This window comes from Falsiroseomonas tokyonensis (assembly GCF_019024325.1).
GTDB classification, from domain to species: Bacteria; Pseudomonadota; Alphaproteobacteria; order Acetobacterales; family Acetobacteraceae; genus Falsiroseomonas; species Falsiroseomonas tokyonensis.
Genome location: NZ_JAFNJS010000005.1, coordinates 325,754 through 342,654, shown reverse-complemented (window position 1 = coordinate 342,654; position 16,901 = coordinate 325,754). Strand labels below are relative to the sequence as shown.

The following is a 16,901-nucleotide window of genomic DNA, read 5'->3' as shown; positions in this document are numbered from 1 at the left end:
GCCTTTAGGGCCCGTCCTCCTCGATTTCCCATCCCTGCGCCAGGAAGCGCGCCAGGATGGCCTCGTGCTGGTCCTCCGGATGGGACTCCAGCACCTCGTCTTCCTCGTCCAGCACATCGGTGCCGGAGTCGGTGGTGACGATGACCCTGGTGGCCATCTCACCCTTCATCAGCACGGTCTCCCGCACCGCAGCCGCGCCTCAGCGGGTGCGGATGAAGGCGGGGGTGCCGCCGCCGTCGCGGAAGTCGCCGTCGCGCCAGTTGCGGTCCTTCTGGCCCGCCGCCGCCGCGGCCGGTCGGCGCGCCGGCTGGTCGCCGCTGCGGCCCGCCGGCGCGGCATTGCCGCGGGGGGCAGGTGCGGCTCCGCCGCGGGGGGCCGGTGCGGCTCCGCCGCGGGGGGCAGGTGCGGCTCCGCCGCGGGGGGCTCCCTGCCCGCTGCGGCCCTGGCCGCCACCGCCGCCGCCGTTGCGCCCGCGGGACGGGCTGTTGCGCCCGCGATTGCCACCGGCCGGCTTCACCGCATCCGGACGCCCGCCGGTGCGATGCATCGGCACGCTCACATCCTGGCGCTCATCCGTCGCGGGGATCGAGATGCGGATCAGCTTCTCCACCGCCCACAGCTTCTCCCGCTCATCCGGCGCGCACATGGCAATGGCGATGCCGCTGGCGCCGGCGCGCGCGGTGCGGCCGATGCGGTGGACATAGGCCTCGGGCGTGTCCGGCATGTCGTGCTGGATCACATGCGTCACGCCATCCACGTCGATGCCGCGGGCGGCGATGTCGGTGGCGACCAGCACCGGGGCGCGGTTCGACTTGAAGTCGGCCAGCGCGCGTTCCCGCTGGCCCTGGGACTTGTTGCCATGGATGGCATTGGCGGCGATGCCGTCGGCCTCCAGGTTCTTCACCACGCGGTCGGCACCGTGCTTGGTGCGGGTGAAGATCAGCGCGCGGCCAACGCCCTCACCCTTCAGCAGCTCGGCCAGCTTGCCGCGCTTGCGGCCCTGCTCGATGACCACCAGGCGCTGCGTCACGCGCTCCGCGGTCGAGGAGACGGGCGCCACCTCGATGCGGATCGGGTCCTTCAGGATTTCCGCGGACAGCTTGGCCACTTCCGCCGGCATGGTGGCGGAGAAGAACATGGTGTGCCGCTTGGACGGCAGCTTCGGCAGGATGCGCCGGATGGCGGGCCAGAAGCCCTTGTCCAGCATCTGGTCGGCCTCATCCAGCACCAGCGCATTGACCATGTCGAGGCGCGCGGAACCCTCATCCATATGGTCCTGCAGCCGGCCCGGGGTGGCCACCAGGATATCGATGCCATTGGCCAGCGCGCGGCGCTGCGGGCCATGCGGCACGCCGCCGAAGATGACGGAGACGGAGAGGCCAAGGTGGCGGCCGTAATTCTTCAGGCTGTCGGCGATCTGGCTGGCCAGTTCGCGCGTCGGCGACAGGATCAGGGCGCGGCAGCCGCCGCGCGGCGGGCGGCCCTTGGATTCGGCCAGCAGATGCAGCAGCGGCAGGCCGAAGGCGGCGGTCTTGCCGGTGCCGGTCTGCGCGATGCCCAGGATGTCGCGCCCCGTCAGGGCATGCGGGATGGCGTCGCGCTGGATCGGCGTCGGCGTGGTGTAGCCCTCTTCGGTCAGCGCCTGGAGGATGCGCGGAGAGAGGCCGAGTTCACTGAAGCTCATGAAATGCAAAAATCCGGTCAGGCCGCCCGGCGATAGCGCGGGCGGTTGGGTGGCGGTGGGCCAACCCGCGTGCCGGGGCCGGTCCGATCTTGTCCGCAGAGCCACGCCTTTCGGGCGACGGCAGCGCCCCGGTCCGGGCCTCCAGGCGCCCTGTCCCCCGCCTTGCGGAGTGACGACGCCAGGCCCGCTCACGCGGCCGGGGCGCGGCGGGCAATCACCCGCCGACGGACGGAGCCATAGGCCAGATCGCCCCTTCGGACAAGGTTTTTTCGGCAGTGCAGCATAAATCCCGCTCAGCCATCCGCGCGGCGCGCAAAGCCTTCCTCCGCCGGCGGTTCGGCCGGCGCTTCGGTGACGGATGCGACGCGGGCGAGGAGCGGGCCGCGGCGGCAGGCCTCGGCCATGGCCTGCACGGCGGCACCCTGCCCCGCCACCAGCGCCTGCACGCTGCCATCCGGCCGGTTGCGCACCCAGCCGCGCAGCCCCAGCCGCAGGGCCTGCTTCACCGCCCAGTCGCGATAGCCGACCCCCTGCACCCGTCCGGCGATGGTCAGCAGCCGGGCGATCATCCGGCGGAAAGCTGCACCAGCCGCGCGGCCAGGGCCACATCGGCGGCGGCGGCGGCGCGCTTGGCCAGGTTCTCAGGGTCGGCGCCCCAGAGCGCCTCCTGGTGCACCTCCTCCAGCGTCGAGAGGCGATGCGCCTCCGCGGGGTCGAGATGCCCGCCCGTCACGGCCAGCCCCAGCACCAGGCTGCCGAGCGCCGGCACCGCCACGCCCAGCGCCGCCAGGCCCAGCACCGAATGCCGCTCCACCGCGCGCCGCAGGGCGGCGAGCGCATGGGGCGGCTGGGAGACGGGCATGATGCCGGAGGTCGCGCGCAGCGGCGCATCCAGCGACCGGGCCGCCCAGGCCAGCCAGGGGTCCCAAAGCTCCGCCTGGCGGGCGGCCAGCTTGCCGTGGTCCGCGCGGTAGCAGAGCAGCTCGGTCTCGCCATAGCGGGCGAGCGCGGTGACGGTGCCGTCCCGCGCCGCGGCGATGCGTTCCTCCGCGGTGCCGACCAGGCGGGTCAGCGGCACCTCCTCGGGCCGCATCTCGCCGCCCTTGGTGCCGCCGGCCTGCTGCCATTCGGCGGCCACCGCCTCCGCCAAACGCAGGCCAGGCAGGCGCAGCGTGCCGCCGCCTGGCAGGCGAAGCGGCTTGCCATCCAGCAGGATGGCGAAGCCGCCCTCGGCCTCGGCGGTCCGCGCCTCGTCCCAGAAGCGCTTCACCCGGAAGCCGCGATCAGCGGTTGCGGGAGACCGCGGCGGAGCGGTTGCTGGCGGCGCGACGGGTGGGGGAGGTCGCGGGCGTCGCGCGTTCCGGGCAGATGGTGTCCGTGACCGGGTTCAGCACATTGCGCTCGAGCGAGATATCGACCAGCGAGCTGGCGTTGGGCTGCGCCAGCGCCACCTGGAACAGCGGCGTGATGTTCGAGCAGAAGCGCGAGCCCTGGCGGATGCCGTCCTGCGACTGCTCATTCGCCAGCGTGGTGATGTAGCCGTCCAGCGCGCGCTGCCCCTGGGCGCCCTGGGTGCGTCGGAAATGGGTGCGGATGGTGTTGTAGGCGCCGCCGAGATCGCCCTGGAACTTCCGGACGAAGGCGTTGTAGTCGTTGTCCCGCTGGCAGGTGATGGCGGCGACCATCAGCTGGCTCTGCAGGGCGCGCAGCTCGAAGGCCGTACGCTCGCTGGACTGGACGCAGGACTGGGCGATGGCGGGGCCGCCGATGGCCACGGCGGCGCCGGCGAGCAGAAGACGAACGGAAAACTTGCGGCGCATGGCGTGGGAACCTCCCCCTTGGGACCCCCTGCCTGCCGTATCGGCCGCGCCAACGCAACCAATGTTGCGCAAGCCGACCGCACGGCCGAGCCCCCCGGCTCCCTGGCGTCCCGTCACAGCCCGTCTCTACAGCATCCGCAGCCGAAAGACAGCACCGAAGCGCAGGGCTGTCTTCACAAGATTCCAATCAGGTAGAGGACGATGATAATCGGGATCGGCAAGCCGATCAGCCAAAGCAGGATACCCTTCATGAAGCCCTCCGCAGGTTTGCGGCAGGGTCAACGCGGCGTCAGGCCTTTCGTTTCCTGCGTTGGAACCGGGCCAGTCCGGCCAGGCGGCGGTCCAGGAAGGCCTCGGTCTCCTCGGCATCCGGCGATTCGTCCTGCAGCCAGAAGGCCAGGGTGGCGCCATAGACGGCGGCCAGCGTCGCCCGGCGCGTGTACCAGGAGATGTCGTTGGAGCTGTCGCCCGCCGCGACCCAGATGGCATCCGCGGTGCGCCCCACCGTCCGCGCGGCGGAGGCGAGGTTCCAGGGCAGCGATTGCTGCGCCAGCGCCCGGCGCACCGCCTCCCGCGCCGGCGCGGCCTGTTCCAGGCGGATCAGCACCAGACGGCGGATGCGGGCGGGGATGCGCAGCGATTCGAGATCCTCCGCGGCGGCGGCCTCCGCCATCTCGCGGTCCGCCAGGTCGCACCAGGCCTCGATCGCCTCCACCGGGCCTCGGGGGAAGAGCCAGTCCTGCTCCAGCGGGTCTCGGCCGAGATCGGCCAGGCCCGCGGAGAGGGCGGCGCGGGTCCAGCCGAGCGCCGGCACATGCGGCAGCGCCGCCTTCAGCGCCTGGTCGCGTTCCTCGCTGCGCTCGATCATCATGTGCTCTCCTGCGGCGGTTGGTCATTGGCCGCGCGCGCCGCCTGGGTGGCGGCGCGATGCAATTCCTCGTTGAAACCGAATCGGGACAGGTCCGGCATGCGCATCGGATAGAGCACGCCGTCCAGGTGGTCCGTCTCATGCTGGATGACGCGGGCCGCCAGCCCCGCCGCCTCGCCCTCCATCAGACGCCCCTCGATATCGAAGCCGCGGAAGCGGATGCGGGCGGCGCGCGGCACGGCGCCGCGCAGGCCGGGGATGGACAGGCACCCCTCCCAGCCTTCCTCCATCTCCTCACCCACCGGTTCGATCTCGGGGTTGATCAAAGCGAGGATATTGCCGGCGCCGCCGCGCCAGACGAAAAGCCGCAGCCCGACATGCACCTGCGGCGCGGCAAGGCCGAGGCCGGAGGCATCCTCCATGGTCTCCGCCATATCGGCCACCAGGCGGCGGATCTCGGGCGCGGTCGGATCCTCCACCGGCAGAGCGGGGCGGGTCAGGACCGGGTGGCCCATGCGGGCGATCTTGAGCAGAGCCATGGCGGCTGGAATGTCCGACGGTTCGCGCTGTAAGGTAATGCGCGCGGCGGGCTGCGGGAGGCCTTTCGCCGCACACGAATCCTGTGCTAAGGCTCCCGCCCTCGCGCTGGACGGTTCGGACCATCTTCCGGACCGGCTGGCGCGCATCCGCTTTCCCGATTCTTAATCATCCGAACCAGGAGGTTCCACCGCGTGCAGGTCGTCGTCCGCGACAATAACATCGACCAGGCCCTGAAGGCGCTGAAGAAGAAGCTCCAGCGTGAGGGTGTGTTCCGTGAAATGAAGCTCCGCCGCCATTACGAGAAGCCGTCCGAGCGCCGCGCCCGCGAGGCCGCGGAAGCCGTTCGTCGCGCCCGCAAGGTGGAGCGCAAGCGCCTGGAGCGCGAGGGCTTCTAATCCGCCGTCCCGGCCCCGCCGGGACCCGGACCCGCCCCCGCCCACCGCTTTCCTGGCCGCCCTCCCCGGCAGCCATCCGATAGGCCGAAGCACCGCGGTGCGGAGACACCTCCGCCAGCCGCGGCTTTGTGCTGTCCGGGGCTTTGCCTGCCGCGCCGCATTCTGTCTACTGGCCGCTCTCGCGATGGGGGCAGGCGATGGACGGGTTCGGGGATCGGGAACAGGCGCTGCTGGCGCGGGCGCGGCGGGTGCTGCCGGCCGGCGGATTCGGGAATTTCGCCCCCGAGGTGATCCTGGAACGCGGCCTCGGCGGTCGGGTCTGGGACGTGGCCGACCGCGAATACGTGGATTACCTGCTGGGCTCCGGGCCGATGTTCATCGGCCATTGCCACCCCGAGGTGACGGAGGTGGTGCAGGACCAGCTCAGCCGCGGCACCACCTTCTTCGCCAATAACGAGCATGGCATTGCGCTGGCCGAGGCGATCGTGGATGCCGTGCCCTGCGCGGAACAGCTGCGCTTCGTGGGCTCCGGCACCGAGGCGGACCTCTATGCCATGCGCCTGGCCCGCGCCTTCCGCGGCCGCGACAAGATCCTGAAGTTCGAGGGCGGCTACCACGGCATGAGCGACTACGGGCTGATGAGCCTGGCGCCGCGCCACCTGGCCAATTTCCCCCGGCCCGTTCCCGATTCGGCAGGTATCCCGAAATCGGTGGCCGAGGACGTGCTGGTCGCCCCCTTCAACGACCTCGAGGCCGTGACCAGGCTGGTGGAGGCCGAGGGCGAGACCATCGCCGGCATCATCGTGGAGCCGCTGCAGCGGCTGATCCCCCCTGCACCGGGATTCCTCGAAGGTCTGCGCGCGCTGTGCACGAAGCATGGGCTGGTGCTGATCTTCGACGAGGTCGTCACCGGCTTCCGTTTTGCCTATGGCGGCGCCCAGGCATTCTACGGGGTGACGCCGGATCTCTGCACCTTGGGCAAAACCATCGGCGGCGGCTTTCCGCTGGCCGCCGTCGCGGGCCGGGCCGAGATCATGGCGCATTTCGACAAGGCGCTGGTCGGCGAGGACGGCTTCCTGATGCAGGTGGGCACGCTCTCCGGCAATCCCGTGGCCGCCGTGGCCGGCCTCAAGACGCTGGAGATCCTGCGCCGCCCCGGCACCTATGAGGCGGTCTTCGCCACAGGCCGGGCGCTGATGCAGGGCCTGGCCGAGCAGATCGCCCGCGCCGGCCTGCCGGCGCAGGTCGTGGGCGAACCCACCCTCTTCGACGTGGTCTATGCCACGGGCGAGGTACGCGACTACCGCGCCACGCTGCGCGCGGACCGGGCCATGCAGGCGCATGTGAACCGCGTGCTGCGCCAGGACGGCATCCTGAAGGGCGAGAGCAAGTTCTACGTCTCGACGGCGCATGAGGCGCGGGATGTGGACCAGACGCTGACCGCCTTCGCCCGCGCGCTCGCCACCCTGCCCTCCCGCTAGGACAGCGCCCCGGCCAGGCTGCGCAGCGACAGCAGCATGATGACCAGGCCCACCAGCAGCATCAGCCCGCGCGCCGGCACCTGCCGCGCCACCAGGGCGGCCAGGGGCGCGGCCAGCACGCCGCCCACCACCAGGCCGAGGATCGCCTGCCACAGCTCCAGCCCGATGGCGGTGAAGAAGGCGGCCGTGATGGCCAGGGTGACGAAGAACTCGGCCGCATTGGTCGAGCCGATGGCGATGCGCGGCACATCGCCGCGGCCGATCAGGGTGGAGGTGACGATCGGTCCCCAGCCGCCGCCGCCCGCCGCATCCAGGAAGCCGCCGCCGAGGCCCAGCAGCGTCACCGGCCGCCCCGCTTGCGCCTCCGGCGGCCGCCAGGCGCGCCAGAGGATCAGCGCCCCCATGCCGAGCAGATAGGCGCTGACCACCGGGCGGATGACCTGCATGGGCAGGCTGGAGGCCAGCAGCGCCCCGGCGATGCCGCCCGCCATGCCGGGCAGCGCCAGCCGCGCCACCAGCCGCGGATCGACATTGCGAAGCCGCCAATGGGCGAAGCCGGAAGCGCCGGTGGTGAAGACCTCTGCCGCATGCACGCTGGCGCTGGCCACCGCCGGATGGGTGCCCAGCGAGACCAGCACGGTGGTGGCCGTCAGCCCATAGGCCATGCCGCAGGCGCCATCGACCATCTGCGCCAGGAAGCCCACCGCGGTGAAAAGCAGGAACTCGTCCATGCGGGCCCCTCACCTGCAGCCCCCGGCCTGCTGAGGCCGGGGGTGCGCGAGGCTACTTCTGAAGGCTCTGCACGATCTGCTGCGTCACCTTCTTGGCATCGCCGAACAGCATCATGGTGTTGGGGCGGAAGAACAGCTCGTTCTCCACGCCGGCATAGCCGCTGGCCATGCCGCGCTTCACGAAGAACACCGTCTTCGCCTTCTCCACGTCCAGGATCGGCATGCCGTAGATGGCGGAGCTCTTGTCGGTCTTCGCCGCCGGGTTGGTCACGTCGTTGGCGCCGATCACATAGGCCACATCGGCCTCGGCGAATTCGGCGTTGATCTCCTCCAGCTCATGCACTTCGTCATAGGGCACGTTCGCCTCGGCCAGCAGCACGTTCATATGGCCGGGCATGCGGCCCGCGACGGGGTGGATGGCGTAGGAGATCTCGGCGCCTTCCTTCTTCAGCAGGTCGGCCATTTCGCGGACCACCTGCTGCGCCTGCGCCACCGCCATGCCGTAGCCCGGCACGATGATGATCTTCTGGGCGTTCTTCATGATGTAGGCGGCGTCCTCGGGGCTGCCCGCCTTCACCGGCGCACGGTCCGCGCCGCCCGCACCCGGGCCGGCCGCGGCGCCCGAGTCACTGCCAAAGCCGCCCAGCAGCACGTTGATGATGCTGCGGTTCATGCCCTTGCACATGATGTAGGACAGGATGGCGCCGGAGGCGCCGACCAGGGCTCCCGTGACGATCAGCAGAAGGTTGCCGATGGTGAAGCCGATGCCCGCCGCCGCCCAGCCGGAATAGCTGTTCAGCATGGAGACAACCACGGGCATGTCCGCGCCGCCGATCGGGATGATCAGCAGGAAGCCGAGCACGAAGGACAGGATCGCGATCAGCCAGAACAGGAAGGGCGAGCCCGTCGCGACGAAGGCGATCACCAGCACCAGCAGCAGCGCGCCCAGCGCCGCGTTCAGCATGTGCTGGCCCTTGAAGATGATCGGCGAGCCGGACATGCGCCCGTCCAGCTTCGCGAAGGCGATCACGGAGCCGGAGAAGGTGATGGCGCCGATCGCCAGGCCCAGCGACATCTCCACCAGGGACGCGCCCTTGATGTTGCCCGCATAGCCGATGCCGAAGCTCTCGGGCGAGTAGAAGGCGGCCGCCGCCACGAAGACGGCGGCCATGCCGACCAGGCTGTGGAAGGCCGCGACCAGCTGCGGCAGGGAGGTCATCTGGATGCGCTGCGCCAGCAGCGTGCCGATGGTGCCGCCGATGGCGAGGCCGGCCAGCACCAGCACGATGCCGCCCGCGCCCATGCCCGGCTTCAGCAGGGTCGCGACGATCGCGATGCCCATGCCGACCATGCCGAACAGGTTGCCCTGGCGGCTGGTCTCGGGGTTCGAAAGGCCCCGCAGCGCCATGATGAACAGGACGGACGCGACCAGGTAGGCCAGCGTCGAAAGGGTCTGTGCCATGCTCAGCTGCCCTTCTTCTTGAACATCGCGAGCATGCGTCGCGTCACCATGAAGCCACCGAAGATGTTCACGGAGGCGAGGGTCACGGCGATGAAGCCGAAGGCCTTGGCGGCCCAGCTATCGGCAAGGCCGGTGGCCAGGATGGCGCCCACCACGATGACGGAGGAGATGGCGTTGGTGACGCCCATCAGCGGCGAATGCAGCGCCGGGGTCACGTTCCACACCACGTAGTAGCCGACGAAGCAGGCCATCAGGAAGATGGTCAGCAGCAGCAGGAAGGGCTCGGCGGCGGCGGCGACGGGGGCGGCGACCTCCGCCAGCTGGCGGGCATGCTCGGCGAGCTGCGCGGCGCGGTCGGAAAGGGAGGCCGCCTCATTGGCGATCTGTTGCGGGTTCATCGGGCGATCTCCTCAGGCGGCCGGGAGCGAGGCGTGCACCACGGCCCCGCCGCGGGTCAGCTGCACGCCCTTCACGATGTCATCGTCTTCCTTCAGCACCGGCTTCGATGCCTCCTTGTCCCAGAAGGTGGTCAGGAAGGTCAGCAGGTTGCGCGCATAGAGCGCGGAGGAGGCGCCGGAAATCCGGCCCGGCCAGTTGCGGTAGCCGAGGATCTTCACGCCGTTGCCGGTCACCGTCATCTCGCCCGGCACGGTGGCGGCGCAATTGCCGCCGGCATCGGCCGCGATGTCCACGATGACGCTGCCCGGCTTCATCGAGGCGACCATCGCCTCATTCACCAGGATCGGCGCCTTGCGGCCCTGCACCAGGGCCGTGGTGACCACGATGTCCTGCTTGGCGATATGCGCGGCCACCACCTCGGCCTGCTTGGCGTAGAATTCGGCCGAGAGCTGCTTGGCATAGCCGCCCGCGGTCTGCGCCGCCTTGCTCTCCTCATCCTCATAGCCGACGAAGGTGGCGCCGAGGGACTTGATCTCCTCCTTCGCCGCCGGCCGCACATCGGTGGCGGAGACGCGGCCGCCCAGGCGGCGCGCGGTGGCGATGGCCTGCAGGCCGGCGACGCCCGCGCCCATGATGAAGACATTGGCGGCGGGGATGGTGCCGGCGGCCGTCATCAGCATGGGGAAGCCGCGGTCGAAGGCGTCGGCCGCCTCGATCACAGCGCGATACCCTGCCAGGTTGGCCTGGGAGGACAGCACGTCCATCGACTGCGCGCGGGTGATGCGCGGCAGCAGCTCCATGGAACAGGCCTCGATGCCCATCTGCGCATAGGTTTCGGCCATGGCGCGGTTGGCGCCGAGCGTGCCGACCAGGATCGCGCCGCGCGGGATCAGGGCGAGCTCGTCCACCTCACCCTCCCCGGTGCCGAGCGGGGCGCGCACCTTCAGCACCAGCCCGGCATTGGCCAGGGCGCTGGCCGCATCCGGGGCGATCTCCGCCCCCGCCTCGGCATAGAGATTGTCCGGGAAGCCCGAGGCGAGGCCGGCGCCGGCCTCCACCGCCACGGTGCAACCCATGGCGATGAGCTTCTTCGCCGTCTCCGGCGTCGCGGCCACCCGCGTCTCCGCCCCACGCCTTTCGCGCAATACCGCAACGCGCATCAATGCGACCCCCTACCTGCTTCCGGCACCCGTTTGCTTAGCTTCCGAAGTCGGCGCCATATGAAGGCGTGTTGCAAGTCTTGCAAGGACGCCACGTTCCGGCGGGCTGCGGAACGGCCGCGAAACGGGGATTGCCGGCCCCCGGGCCGGCGCCCATCCTCCTCGAATGCTCCTCCGCGACCTGCCCGACGGTTCCACCCTGGCGATCAGCCAGCCCATGCATGCGCTGGTCTCCGGCCAACTCGCCCGCGCCTGGGGCGCGCCCGGCTTCGCCGCCCTCGACCCCTTCGAGGAGGTGGCGACCGCCTGCGCCCAGCACGATGTCGCCTGGATGGACTGGGAGGCGGCGCCGACGCTGGATGCCACCACCGGCCGCCCGCATGTCTTCCGCGCCGTCGGCGCCCGGTCCCATGCGCCAATGTGGGCCGCCGGCGTGGCCCGGGCGCTGGCCAGCTGGGGCCCCTGGGTGGCACTGCTGGTCAGCCGGCATGGCAGCCTGATCTACGGCAGCTACGCCGACCGCCACCAGCTGGACCGGGAGGATGCCGAGGCGGCGGAACGCTACCTGACGGAACAGGCCGTGGTGCAGCATGACCTGGCCGCCCATCTCGGCGCGACGGAGGCGCAGGTGCAGACGGCCGCGGCACTTGTCGCGGTGACGGATGCGCTGAGCCTGGCGGTCTGCGGGGGCATCGAGACCATCGGCGGCGTCGGCACCGCGCCCATGGCGGATGGCAGCTCGGTGAAGCTGGCGCTGAGCGAGGGCAATGGCAGCATCGCCATCGCCCCCTGGCCCTTCCGCCTGGCGGAGGTGACGCTGACCTGGCGCGCCCGCCGCCTGCCGGCCGGCGCGCAATGGACCGATGAGGCGGCGATGCGCGCCGACCTGGCCGCCGCCCCGGTGCAACCGGTCTCGGCCCGCCTCGTGCCGGGCTGAGGTCGTCAGGCCGGCGCGGCGATCTCCGGCACCGCCGCGCCCGCCTCCCGCAGCGCCTGCGCGGCACCGGGGTGGAAGGTCAGCACCCGGTTGGTTCCGGCATTTTCCGCCCGTGTTCCGGCAGCGGCCGCGGAAATCTCCCGACGTGGATCGCTGGACGACAGGACCGCGCGGGTCAGGGCATAGGCCACCTCCTCCGGCAGCGCCGCATTGGCGATGACGAAATTCCAGGCGGCGAAGGAGAATACGGGGGCGTCCTGCCCGCGATAGGTGCCGGCGGCAACCGTCAGCGGCGCCAGGTGGGGCAGGCGCGCGACGACGCCGCGGGCAATCTCCTCTCCCGGCCCGATGATGACGCTGTCCACGCCATCCGCCACCCGGACCAGCGCCGGGATCGGCAAGACGGCGCCCTGCCACAGCGCATCGATCTCGCCGCGCAGAACGGCCTCGGCCAGCGGTGCGCTGTCGCCGGAGACGATCTCGGCGGAAATGCCAGCGACCTCGGCTGCGGCGCGGAAGAAGGTTTCGGCCGGGCCGCGCGCCGGGCCGCAGCCCACCTTCCGGCCCGCAAGGTCGGCGAAGCGCACCAGGCCGCGGGCCCGCGGCGCGGCGGCCATGAAGCCCGTCTCATACATCGGGGACAGCGCGCGCACCGCACGATGCCGCCGCCCGCCGGCGGCCGGCGTGCCCTGCAGGGCATCCACCACGCTGCCGAGGAAGGCGGTGCCGATGGCGCCCGGCTCATCCTCCACGCGCCGAAGGTTCTCGAGGCTGCCGGCGGAGCGCCGGACCTCCACCGCCACGCCCCTGGGGGACAGGAACCGCGCCAGGGCCTCGCCATAGGGCAGGAATGCACTGCCCGGCCCGGCGGTGTAGAAGGGCAGCGGGGCGGCCTGTGCCCGGGCGCCGGAGGCTGCCACGATGGCGGGGGCAGCGAGCATCAGGGTGCGGCGGTGCATGGCGGATTCCTTCTGGAAAAGGCAGCATGCGGCGCGCCATCGACATTTGCCAGCGCCGGGCGTTGGACTGGCCGGATCATCATTTCCCTCGGAGCCTCTGCATGAAACTTCCCCCCCTGTCGCGCCGGACCCTGCTCGGCGCCGCCGCCGCCCTGCCGCTGGCCACCCCGTCCCTCGCCCAGGGCAATTGGCCGCAGCGGCCGATCCGCATCGTGGTGCCCTTCGCCCCCGGCGGCGCCGTGGACATCACCGGCCGCCTGCTGGCAGAGCGCCTGCAGCCGATCCTCGGCCAGACCATCACCGTGGACAATCGCGGCGGCGCTGGCGGCAATATCGGCGGCGACGTGGTCGCGAAGGCGCCGAAGGATGGCTACACCGTGCTGCTCGGCACGGCGACCATCCTGGCCGCCAACAAGTTCCTGTTCCGCCGCTCCATGCCCTTCGACCCGATCCGCGACCTGACGCCGGTGACGCGGGTGACCACGGGAACGGTGTTGCTGGTGGTGAATGCCGACAAGCCCTGGCGCAGCTTCGCGGACCTGGTGGCCGCGGCGAAGCGCGAACGCGGCGCCGTCACCATGGGCTCCTCCGGCGCCGGCACGGTCAGCCACCTGACGCTGGCGCGCATCAACGCCGCGGCGGGCATGGAGATCACCCATGTGCCCTATCGCGGCGGCGGCCCCGCCATCGCGGACCTGCTGTCTGGCAATATCGACATGATGTTCGACGTGATCCCGGCGCTGATGCCGCATGTGCGGGAGGGCCGCTTCCGGGCGCTCGCCGTGGGCTCCGCCGATCGCGTGACCTATGTGCCGGAACTGCGCGAGGTGCCGAGCATGAAGGAGCTCTTCCCGAACCAGGGCATCGACATGCAGAGCTGGTACGCGGTGAACGCGCCGGCCGGTACGCCGGAGCCGATCGTCAACCGCCTGCATGAGGCGCTGGTGCAGATCGCCCGTTCGGATGATTTCAAGGCGCGGATGGAGCCGCTGGGCTTCACCCCGGTCTGGGACGAGAGCCCGGCCGCCTATGGCCGCTACCTGCAGGAGCAGGAGCAGTTCTGGAAGGGGCTGGTCGAAGCCTCGGGCGCCACGCTGGACTGACCCTCGGGGAGCGCGCCCCGCCGGGGCGCGCCTTCCGGGTCAGCCTACCAGGCTGTCCGGCACGCCGGCGGCCAGCACCGCGGCGCGCTGGCGCTCGGCCACCGCGGCTTCCGAATGGTCGTGCACCAGCTCCATGAACAGCCGGTGCCAATTGGCCTGCGCCTTGAGGCGGAAGAAGACGCTGCCCAGGCCGATCGCCGCGCGGTCCATCAGCGGGAATTCGCGCGGGATCTTCACCCCGCCGGTCCGCTTCAGCCCCTCATGCACCGTCTGGGCGACCTTGCGGCCATAGCTGGGGTCGTCGGACGGCGTGATGGAGCGGACCTTGTCCTCGACCAACGGCTCGTACAGGAAGCGCGCCCAGAGGTTCAGAACCTCCATCGTCTCCTTGGACAGGTTCCGGAAACCCCAGATGCCATAGGCATGCGCGGCCTTCTCGCGGTCGTCGTCGCGCACCGCCTCGTACAGCATCACCACGCCGGTGACGAAGCTGGCGGGGAAGATGCGGATCACGCCGAAGTCGAGCAGGTTCACGCCATGCCCCACCTCGGCATCCGGCCGCACCTGGTAGTTGCCGAGGTGGGGATCGCCGTGGATCACGCCGTAGCGGTAGAAGGGCACGTACCAGGCGCGGAACAGGGCGCGGGCATAGGCATTGCGCTCCTCCTCCGGCGGGTCTTCCTCCAGCCGGCGCAGGATCGGGCGGCCCTCCAGCCAGGACATGGTCAGCAGGCGCTTGGTGGTCAGTTCCGGCACCGCGGTGGGCACGGCGACGCCGGGCGTGCCGGCCAGCATGGCGCCGTACAGCCGCATGTGGCTGGCCTCGCGCTCGTAGTCGAGTTCCTCCCGCAGCCGGGCCGAAAGTTCCTGGTAGGCCTCGGCATTGTCCAGCGTGCTGTCCATGCGGCGATAGAGGTTCAGCGCCATCTTCAGCTGGCGCAGATCGGCCTCCACCACGCTCGGCATGTCCGGGTATTGCAGCTTGCAGGCGACATCCCGCCCATCCGGCAGCGTCGCGCGATGCACCTGGCCGAGGCTGGCGGCCGCCACCGCTTCCTGGCTGAAACTGGTAAAGCGGGACTGCCAGGCGGGGCCGAGTTCGCCTTGCATGCGGCGGCGCACGAAGGCCCAGCCCATCGGCGGGGCATTGGATTGCAGCGTGGCCAGTTCCTGCGCGTATTCCTCCGGCAGCGCCTCCGGCACCGTGGACAGGAACTGCGCCACCTTCATCAGCGGGCCCTTCAGCCCGCCCAGGATCTGCTTCAGATCCTCCGCATGCGCGGTCTTGTCGGTCTTGATGCCGAGGAACCGCTCCCCCGCCACGCGCGCGGCGATGCCGCCCACGGCGCCGGAGGTGCGCACCATGCGCCGCATCTCCCCGAAGAGAGTGGATTCCTTGCGATCGGCCGGCCGGTTATCGGGCATCGGTTCAGCCAGCCCTCTTGAGCGGCGCGTCGGGGCGCGCGGCCTGGTCGTCCTGGGAGGCACGCTCCAGCTCGTCGATGAAGCCCGAGATCACGTCCAGCCCCTTGTTCCAGAAGGCGGGGTCGGAGGCATCGAGGCCGAAGGGCGCCAGCAGATCCTTGTGCCGCTTCGTCCCGCCGGCCTTCAGCATCTCCAGGTACTTCTCCTGGAAGCGCGGATGCCCCTCCCGGAACACGCCATACAGCGCATTCACCAGGCAATCGCCGAAGGCATAGGCGTAGACGTAGAAGGGCGTGTGCACGAAGTGCGGGATATAGGCCCAGTAGACGCTGTAGTCCGGCGTGAAGTCGAAGGCCGGGCCCAGGCTCTCGGTCTGCACCTGCATCCAGATCTCGCCGATCCGCTCATGCGACAGCTCGCCCTTGCGGCGCTCATCGTGCAGCAGCGTTTCGAAGCGGTAGAAGGCGATCTGGCGGACCACCGTGTTCAGCATGTCCTCCACCTTGCCGGCCAGCAGCATGCGCCGCTTCTTCGGGTCGGTCTCGGCATCCAGCACGGCGCGGAAGGTCAGCATCTCGCCGAAGACGCTGGCGGTCTCGGCCAGCGTCAGCGGCGTCGAGGACATCAGGTAGCCCTGCCGGGCCGCCAGCACCTGGTGCACGCCATGGCCCAGTTCATGCGCCAGCGTCATCACGTCCCGCGCCTTGCCGTGGTAGTTCAGCAGCAGATAGGGATGCGCGCTCGGCACCGTCGGATGGGCGAAGGCCCCCGACGCCTTGCCGGGGCGCAGCGCGGCGTCGATCCAGGGCTTCTCGAAGAAGGGCGCGGCGACGCGCTCCAGCTCCGGGCTGAAGGCGCGATAGGCGGCGCGCACGCGGTCCACCGCCTCCGGCCAGGGGATGGTGCTGTCGGTATCCTCCGGCAGCGGCGCGTTGCGGTCCCAGTGCTGCAGCTTCGGCAGGCCCAGCCACTTCGCCTTCATGGCGTAGTAGCGGTGCGACAGCCGCGGCAGGCTGGACCAGACGGCGGAGACCAGCGCATCCACCACCTCGTCCTCCACCATATTGGCGCGGTTGCGGGCGGAGGTGGGGCGCGGGTAGCGGCGCCAGCCGTCAATGATCTCCTTGTCCTTGGCCAGCGTATTGGTGATCAGCGAGAACAGCCGCACCCGCTCGCCAAAGGCCGCCGAGACGCCCTGCGCGGCCGCGGCACGCACCGCGCGGTCGCTGGACGAAAGATTGTTCAGCGCGGCGGAGACGGTCAGCTCCTCGCCCCCCACCGGCACGCGCATGCCCGCCACCGTCTCATCGAACAGGCGGTTCCAGGCGGACCGGCCGGTGACCTCCTTCTCATGCAGCAGCTTTTCCAGCTCGTCGGACAGCTGGTGGGCGCGGAAGACCCGCAGGTCGCGCAGCCAGGGCTGCCAGCGGGCGAGCGCCGCGGATTGCCGCAGCTTCGCCTCCAGCGCCGCATCCTCCAGCCGGTTGATCTCCAGCGTCAGGAACAGCAGGTGGCTGCTGATCGCCGTCACCCGCTCCTGCACCGTCTGGTAGAAGCGGCCATTCTCGGCCGATTGCGCATCGCCGGAGAACAACAGCTGGGCATAGGACATGGCCCGACCCAGCACCTCCTCGATCCGCTCATAGGTGGCGATGGCCGCGGCCAGGGCATCGCCTGAGGAATGGGCCAGGCGGCCTGCATGGGCGGAATGGAAGGCCTTGGCCTCGGCCTCCGCCCGGTCGAGATCCGCCTGCAGCCGCGGATCGCCCGGCGAGGCATAGAGGTCGGACAGGTCCCAGGCCGGAAGCGGCGCGGCGTGGGACGAATCGGGAAGGGATGCGGGGGCGCTGTTCTGGGTCACGCCTCTGCATATAGCCCGCCCCGGCGCGAGGCCAACGGGCAGCCGGCAATTGGGCGTGATGCTTCGGAATTGGCAA

General features: G+C 70.6%; 18 protein-coding genes. 4 read left to right on the top strand and 14 right to left on the bottom strand.

Translation table 11 applies throughout. From position 1 onward, the window contains the following. Positions 1-4: 4 nt before the first annotated feature. The 7 genes from J3S20_RS18450 to def form a co-directional block, all read right to left on the bottom strand. Positions 5-187 carry a hypothetical protein gene (locus J3S20_RS18450; protein ID WP_216837971.1) on the bottom strand — a complete coding sequence of 61 codons (183 nt, stop codon included), beginning with the start codon at positions 185-187 and terminating at the stop codon, positions 5-7. Between the two features lie 12 nt (positions 188-199). Continuing rightward, complete coding sequence (locus J3S20_RS18445) at positions 200-1,684, bottom strand: DEAD/DEAH box helicase (protein WP_216837970.1); 1,485 nt, start codon at positions 1,682-1,684, stop codon at positions 200-202. A 293-nt stretch (positions 1,685-1,977) separates the two neighbouring features. Continuing rightward, on the bottom strand, positions 1,978-2,253 hold the full coding sequence (locus J3S20_RS18440; protein WP_216837969.1) for an acylphosphatase: 276 nt from the start codon (positions 2,251-2,253) through the stop codon (positions 1,978-1,980). Further along, a complete protein-coding gene (locus J3S20_RS18435) occupies positions 2,250-2,954 on the bottom strand; it encodes an ATP12 family chaperone protein (protein ID WP_216837968.1) in 705 nt (234 codons plus the stop codon). The genes J3S20_RS18440 and J3S20_RS18435 overlap by 4 nt, the downstream gene beginning before the upstream one ends. Before the next feature lie 13 nt (positions 2,955-2,967). After that, positions 2,968-3,504 (bottom strand): hypothetical protein, encoded by a 537-nt coding sequence (locus J3S20_RS18430; RefSeq protein WP_216837967.1) that lies wholly within the window; start codon positions 3,502-3,504, stop codon positions 2,968-2,970. Positions 3,505-3,793: 289 nt separating this feature from the next. Beyond that, positions 3,794-4,375, bottom strand: a complete 582-nt coding sequence (locus J3S20_RS18425) for a COQ9 family protein (protein ID WP_246602976.1) — start codon at positions 4,373-4,375, stop codon at positions 3,794-3,796. Then, positions 4,372-4,911, bottom strand: a complete 540-nt coding sequence (def, locus tag J3S20_RS18420; protein ID WP_216837966.1) for a peptide deformylase — start codon at positions 4,909-4,911, stop codon at positions 4,372-4,374. The genes J3S20_RS18425 and def overlap by 4 nt, the downstream gene beginning before the upstream one ends. Positions 4,912-5,103: 192 nt before the next feature. Here def and rpsU point away from each other — a divergent pair, with 192 nt between their 5' ends. Continuing rightward, a complete protein-coding gene (rpsU, locus tag J3S20_RS18415; RefSeq protein WP_007006360.1) occupies positions 5,104-5,307 on the top strand; it encodes a 30S ribosomal protein S21 in 204 nt (67 codons plus the stop codon). Between the two features lie 197 nt (positions 5,308-5,504). Further along, positions 5,505-6,788: an aspartate aminotransferase family protein gene (locus J3S20_RS18410; protein WP_216837965.1), complete on the top strand. Its 1,284-nt coding sequence runs from the start codon at positions 5,505-5,507 to the stop codon at positions 6,786-6,788. Here the strand turns inward: J3S20_RS18410 and J3S20_RS18405 are convergent. The 4 genes from J3S20_RS18405 to J3S20_RS18390 are packed head-to-tail and all read right to left on the bottom strand — an operon-like array spanning position 6,785 to position 10,540. Beyond that, positions 6,785-7,519, bottom strand: a complete 735-nt coding sequence (locus J3S20_RS18405; RefSeq protein ID WP_216837964.1) for a sulfite exporter TauE/SafE family protein — start codon at positions 7,517-7,519, stop codon at positions 6,785-6,787. The genes J3S20_RS18410 and J3S20_RS18405 overlap by 4 nt on opposite strands. A gap of 52 nt (positions 7,520-7,571) precedes the next feature. After that, positions 7,572-8,981: an NAD(P)(+) transhydrogenase (Re/Si-specific) subunit beta gene (locus J3S20_RS18400; protein WP_216837963.1), complete on the bottom strand. Its 1,410-nt coding sequence runs from the start codon at positions 8,979-8,981 to the stop codon at positions 7,572-7,574. A gap of 2 nt (positions 8,982-8,983) precedes the next feature. Next, entirely contained in the window at positions 8,984-9,379 is a 396-nt protein-coding gene (locus tag J3S20_RS18395; RefSeq protein ID WP_216837962.1) for an NAD(P) transhydrogenase subunit alpha, read from the bottom strand. A 12-nt stretch (positions 9,380-9,391) separates the two neighbouring features. Beyond that, on the bottom strand, positions 9,392-10,540 hold the full coding sequence (locus tag J3S20_RS18390) for a Re/Si-specific NAD(P)(+) transhydrogenase subunit alpha (RefSeq protein WP_216837961.1): 1,149 nt from the start codon (positions 10,538-10,540) through the stop codon (positions 9,392-9,394). Between the two features lie 166 nt (positions 10,541-10,706). On the opposite strand from J3S20_RS18390, the gene J3S20_RS18385 reads away from it, so the two are divergent. Further along, complete coding sequence (locus tag J3S20_RS18385) at positions 10,707-11,477, top strand: DUF3891 family protein (protein ID WP_216837960.1); 771 nt, start codon at positions 10,707-10,709, stop codon at positions 11,475-11,477. 5 nt (positions 11,478-11,482) lie between these two features. Here the strand turns inward: J3S20_RS18385 and J3S20_RS18380 are convergent, their stop codons facing one another. Beyond that, positions 11,483-12,436, bottom strand: a complete 954-nt coding sequence (locus J3S20_RS18380) for a TAXI family TRAP transporter solute-binding subunit (RefSeq protein WP_216837959.1) — start codon at positions 12,434-12,436, stop codon at positions 11,483-11,485. Between the two features lie 101 nt (positions 12,437-12,537). On the opposite strand from J3S20_RS18380, the gene J3S20_RS18375 reads away from it, so the two are divergent. Then, positions 12,538-13,539: a Bug family tripartite tricarboxylate transporter substrate binding protein gene (locus J3S20_RS18375; RefSeq protein ID WP_216837958.1), complete on the top strand. Its 1,002-nt coding sequence runs from the start codon at positions 12,538-12,540 to the stop codon at positions 13,537-13,539. A gap of 39 nt (positions 13,540-13,578) precedes the next feature. On the opposite strand, the gene J3S20_RS18370 is transcribed toward J3S20_RS18375, so the two are convergent. Then, the gene (locus J3S20_RS18370; RefSeq protein WP_246602975.1) at positions 13,579-14,904 is read right to left on the bottom strand and encodes an ABC1 kinase family protein; all 1,326 of its coding nucleotides are present in this window, start codon (positions 14,902-14,904) and stop codon (positions 13,579-13,581) included. Positions 14,905-14,968: 64 nt separating this feature from the next. Next, positions 14,969-16,825 (bottom strand): M3 family oligoendopeptidase, encoded by a 1,857-nt coding sequence (locus J3S20_RS18365; RefSeq protein ID WP_343215247.1) that lies wholly within the window; start codon positions 16,823-16,825, stop codon positions 14,969-14,971. Between the last annotated feature and the right edge of the window lie 76 nt (positions 16,826-16,901).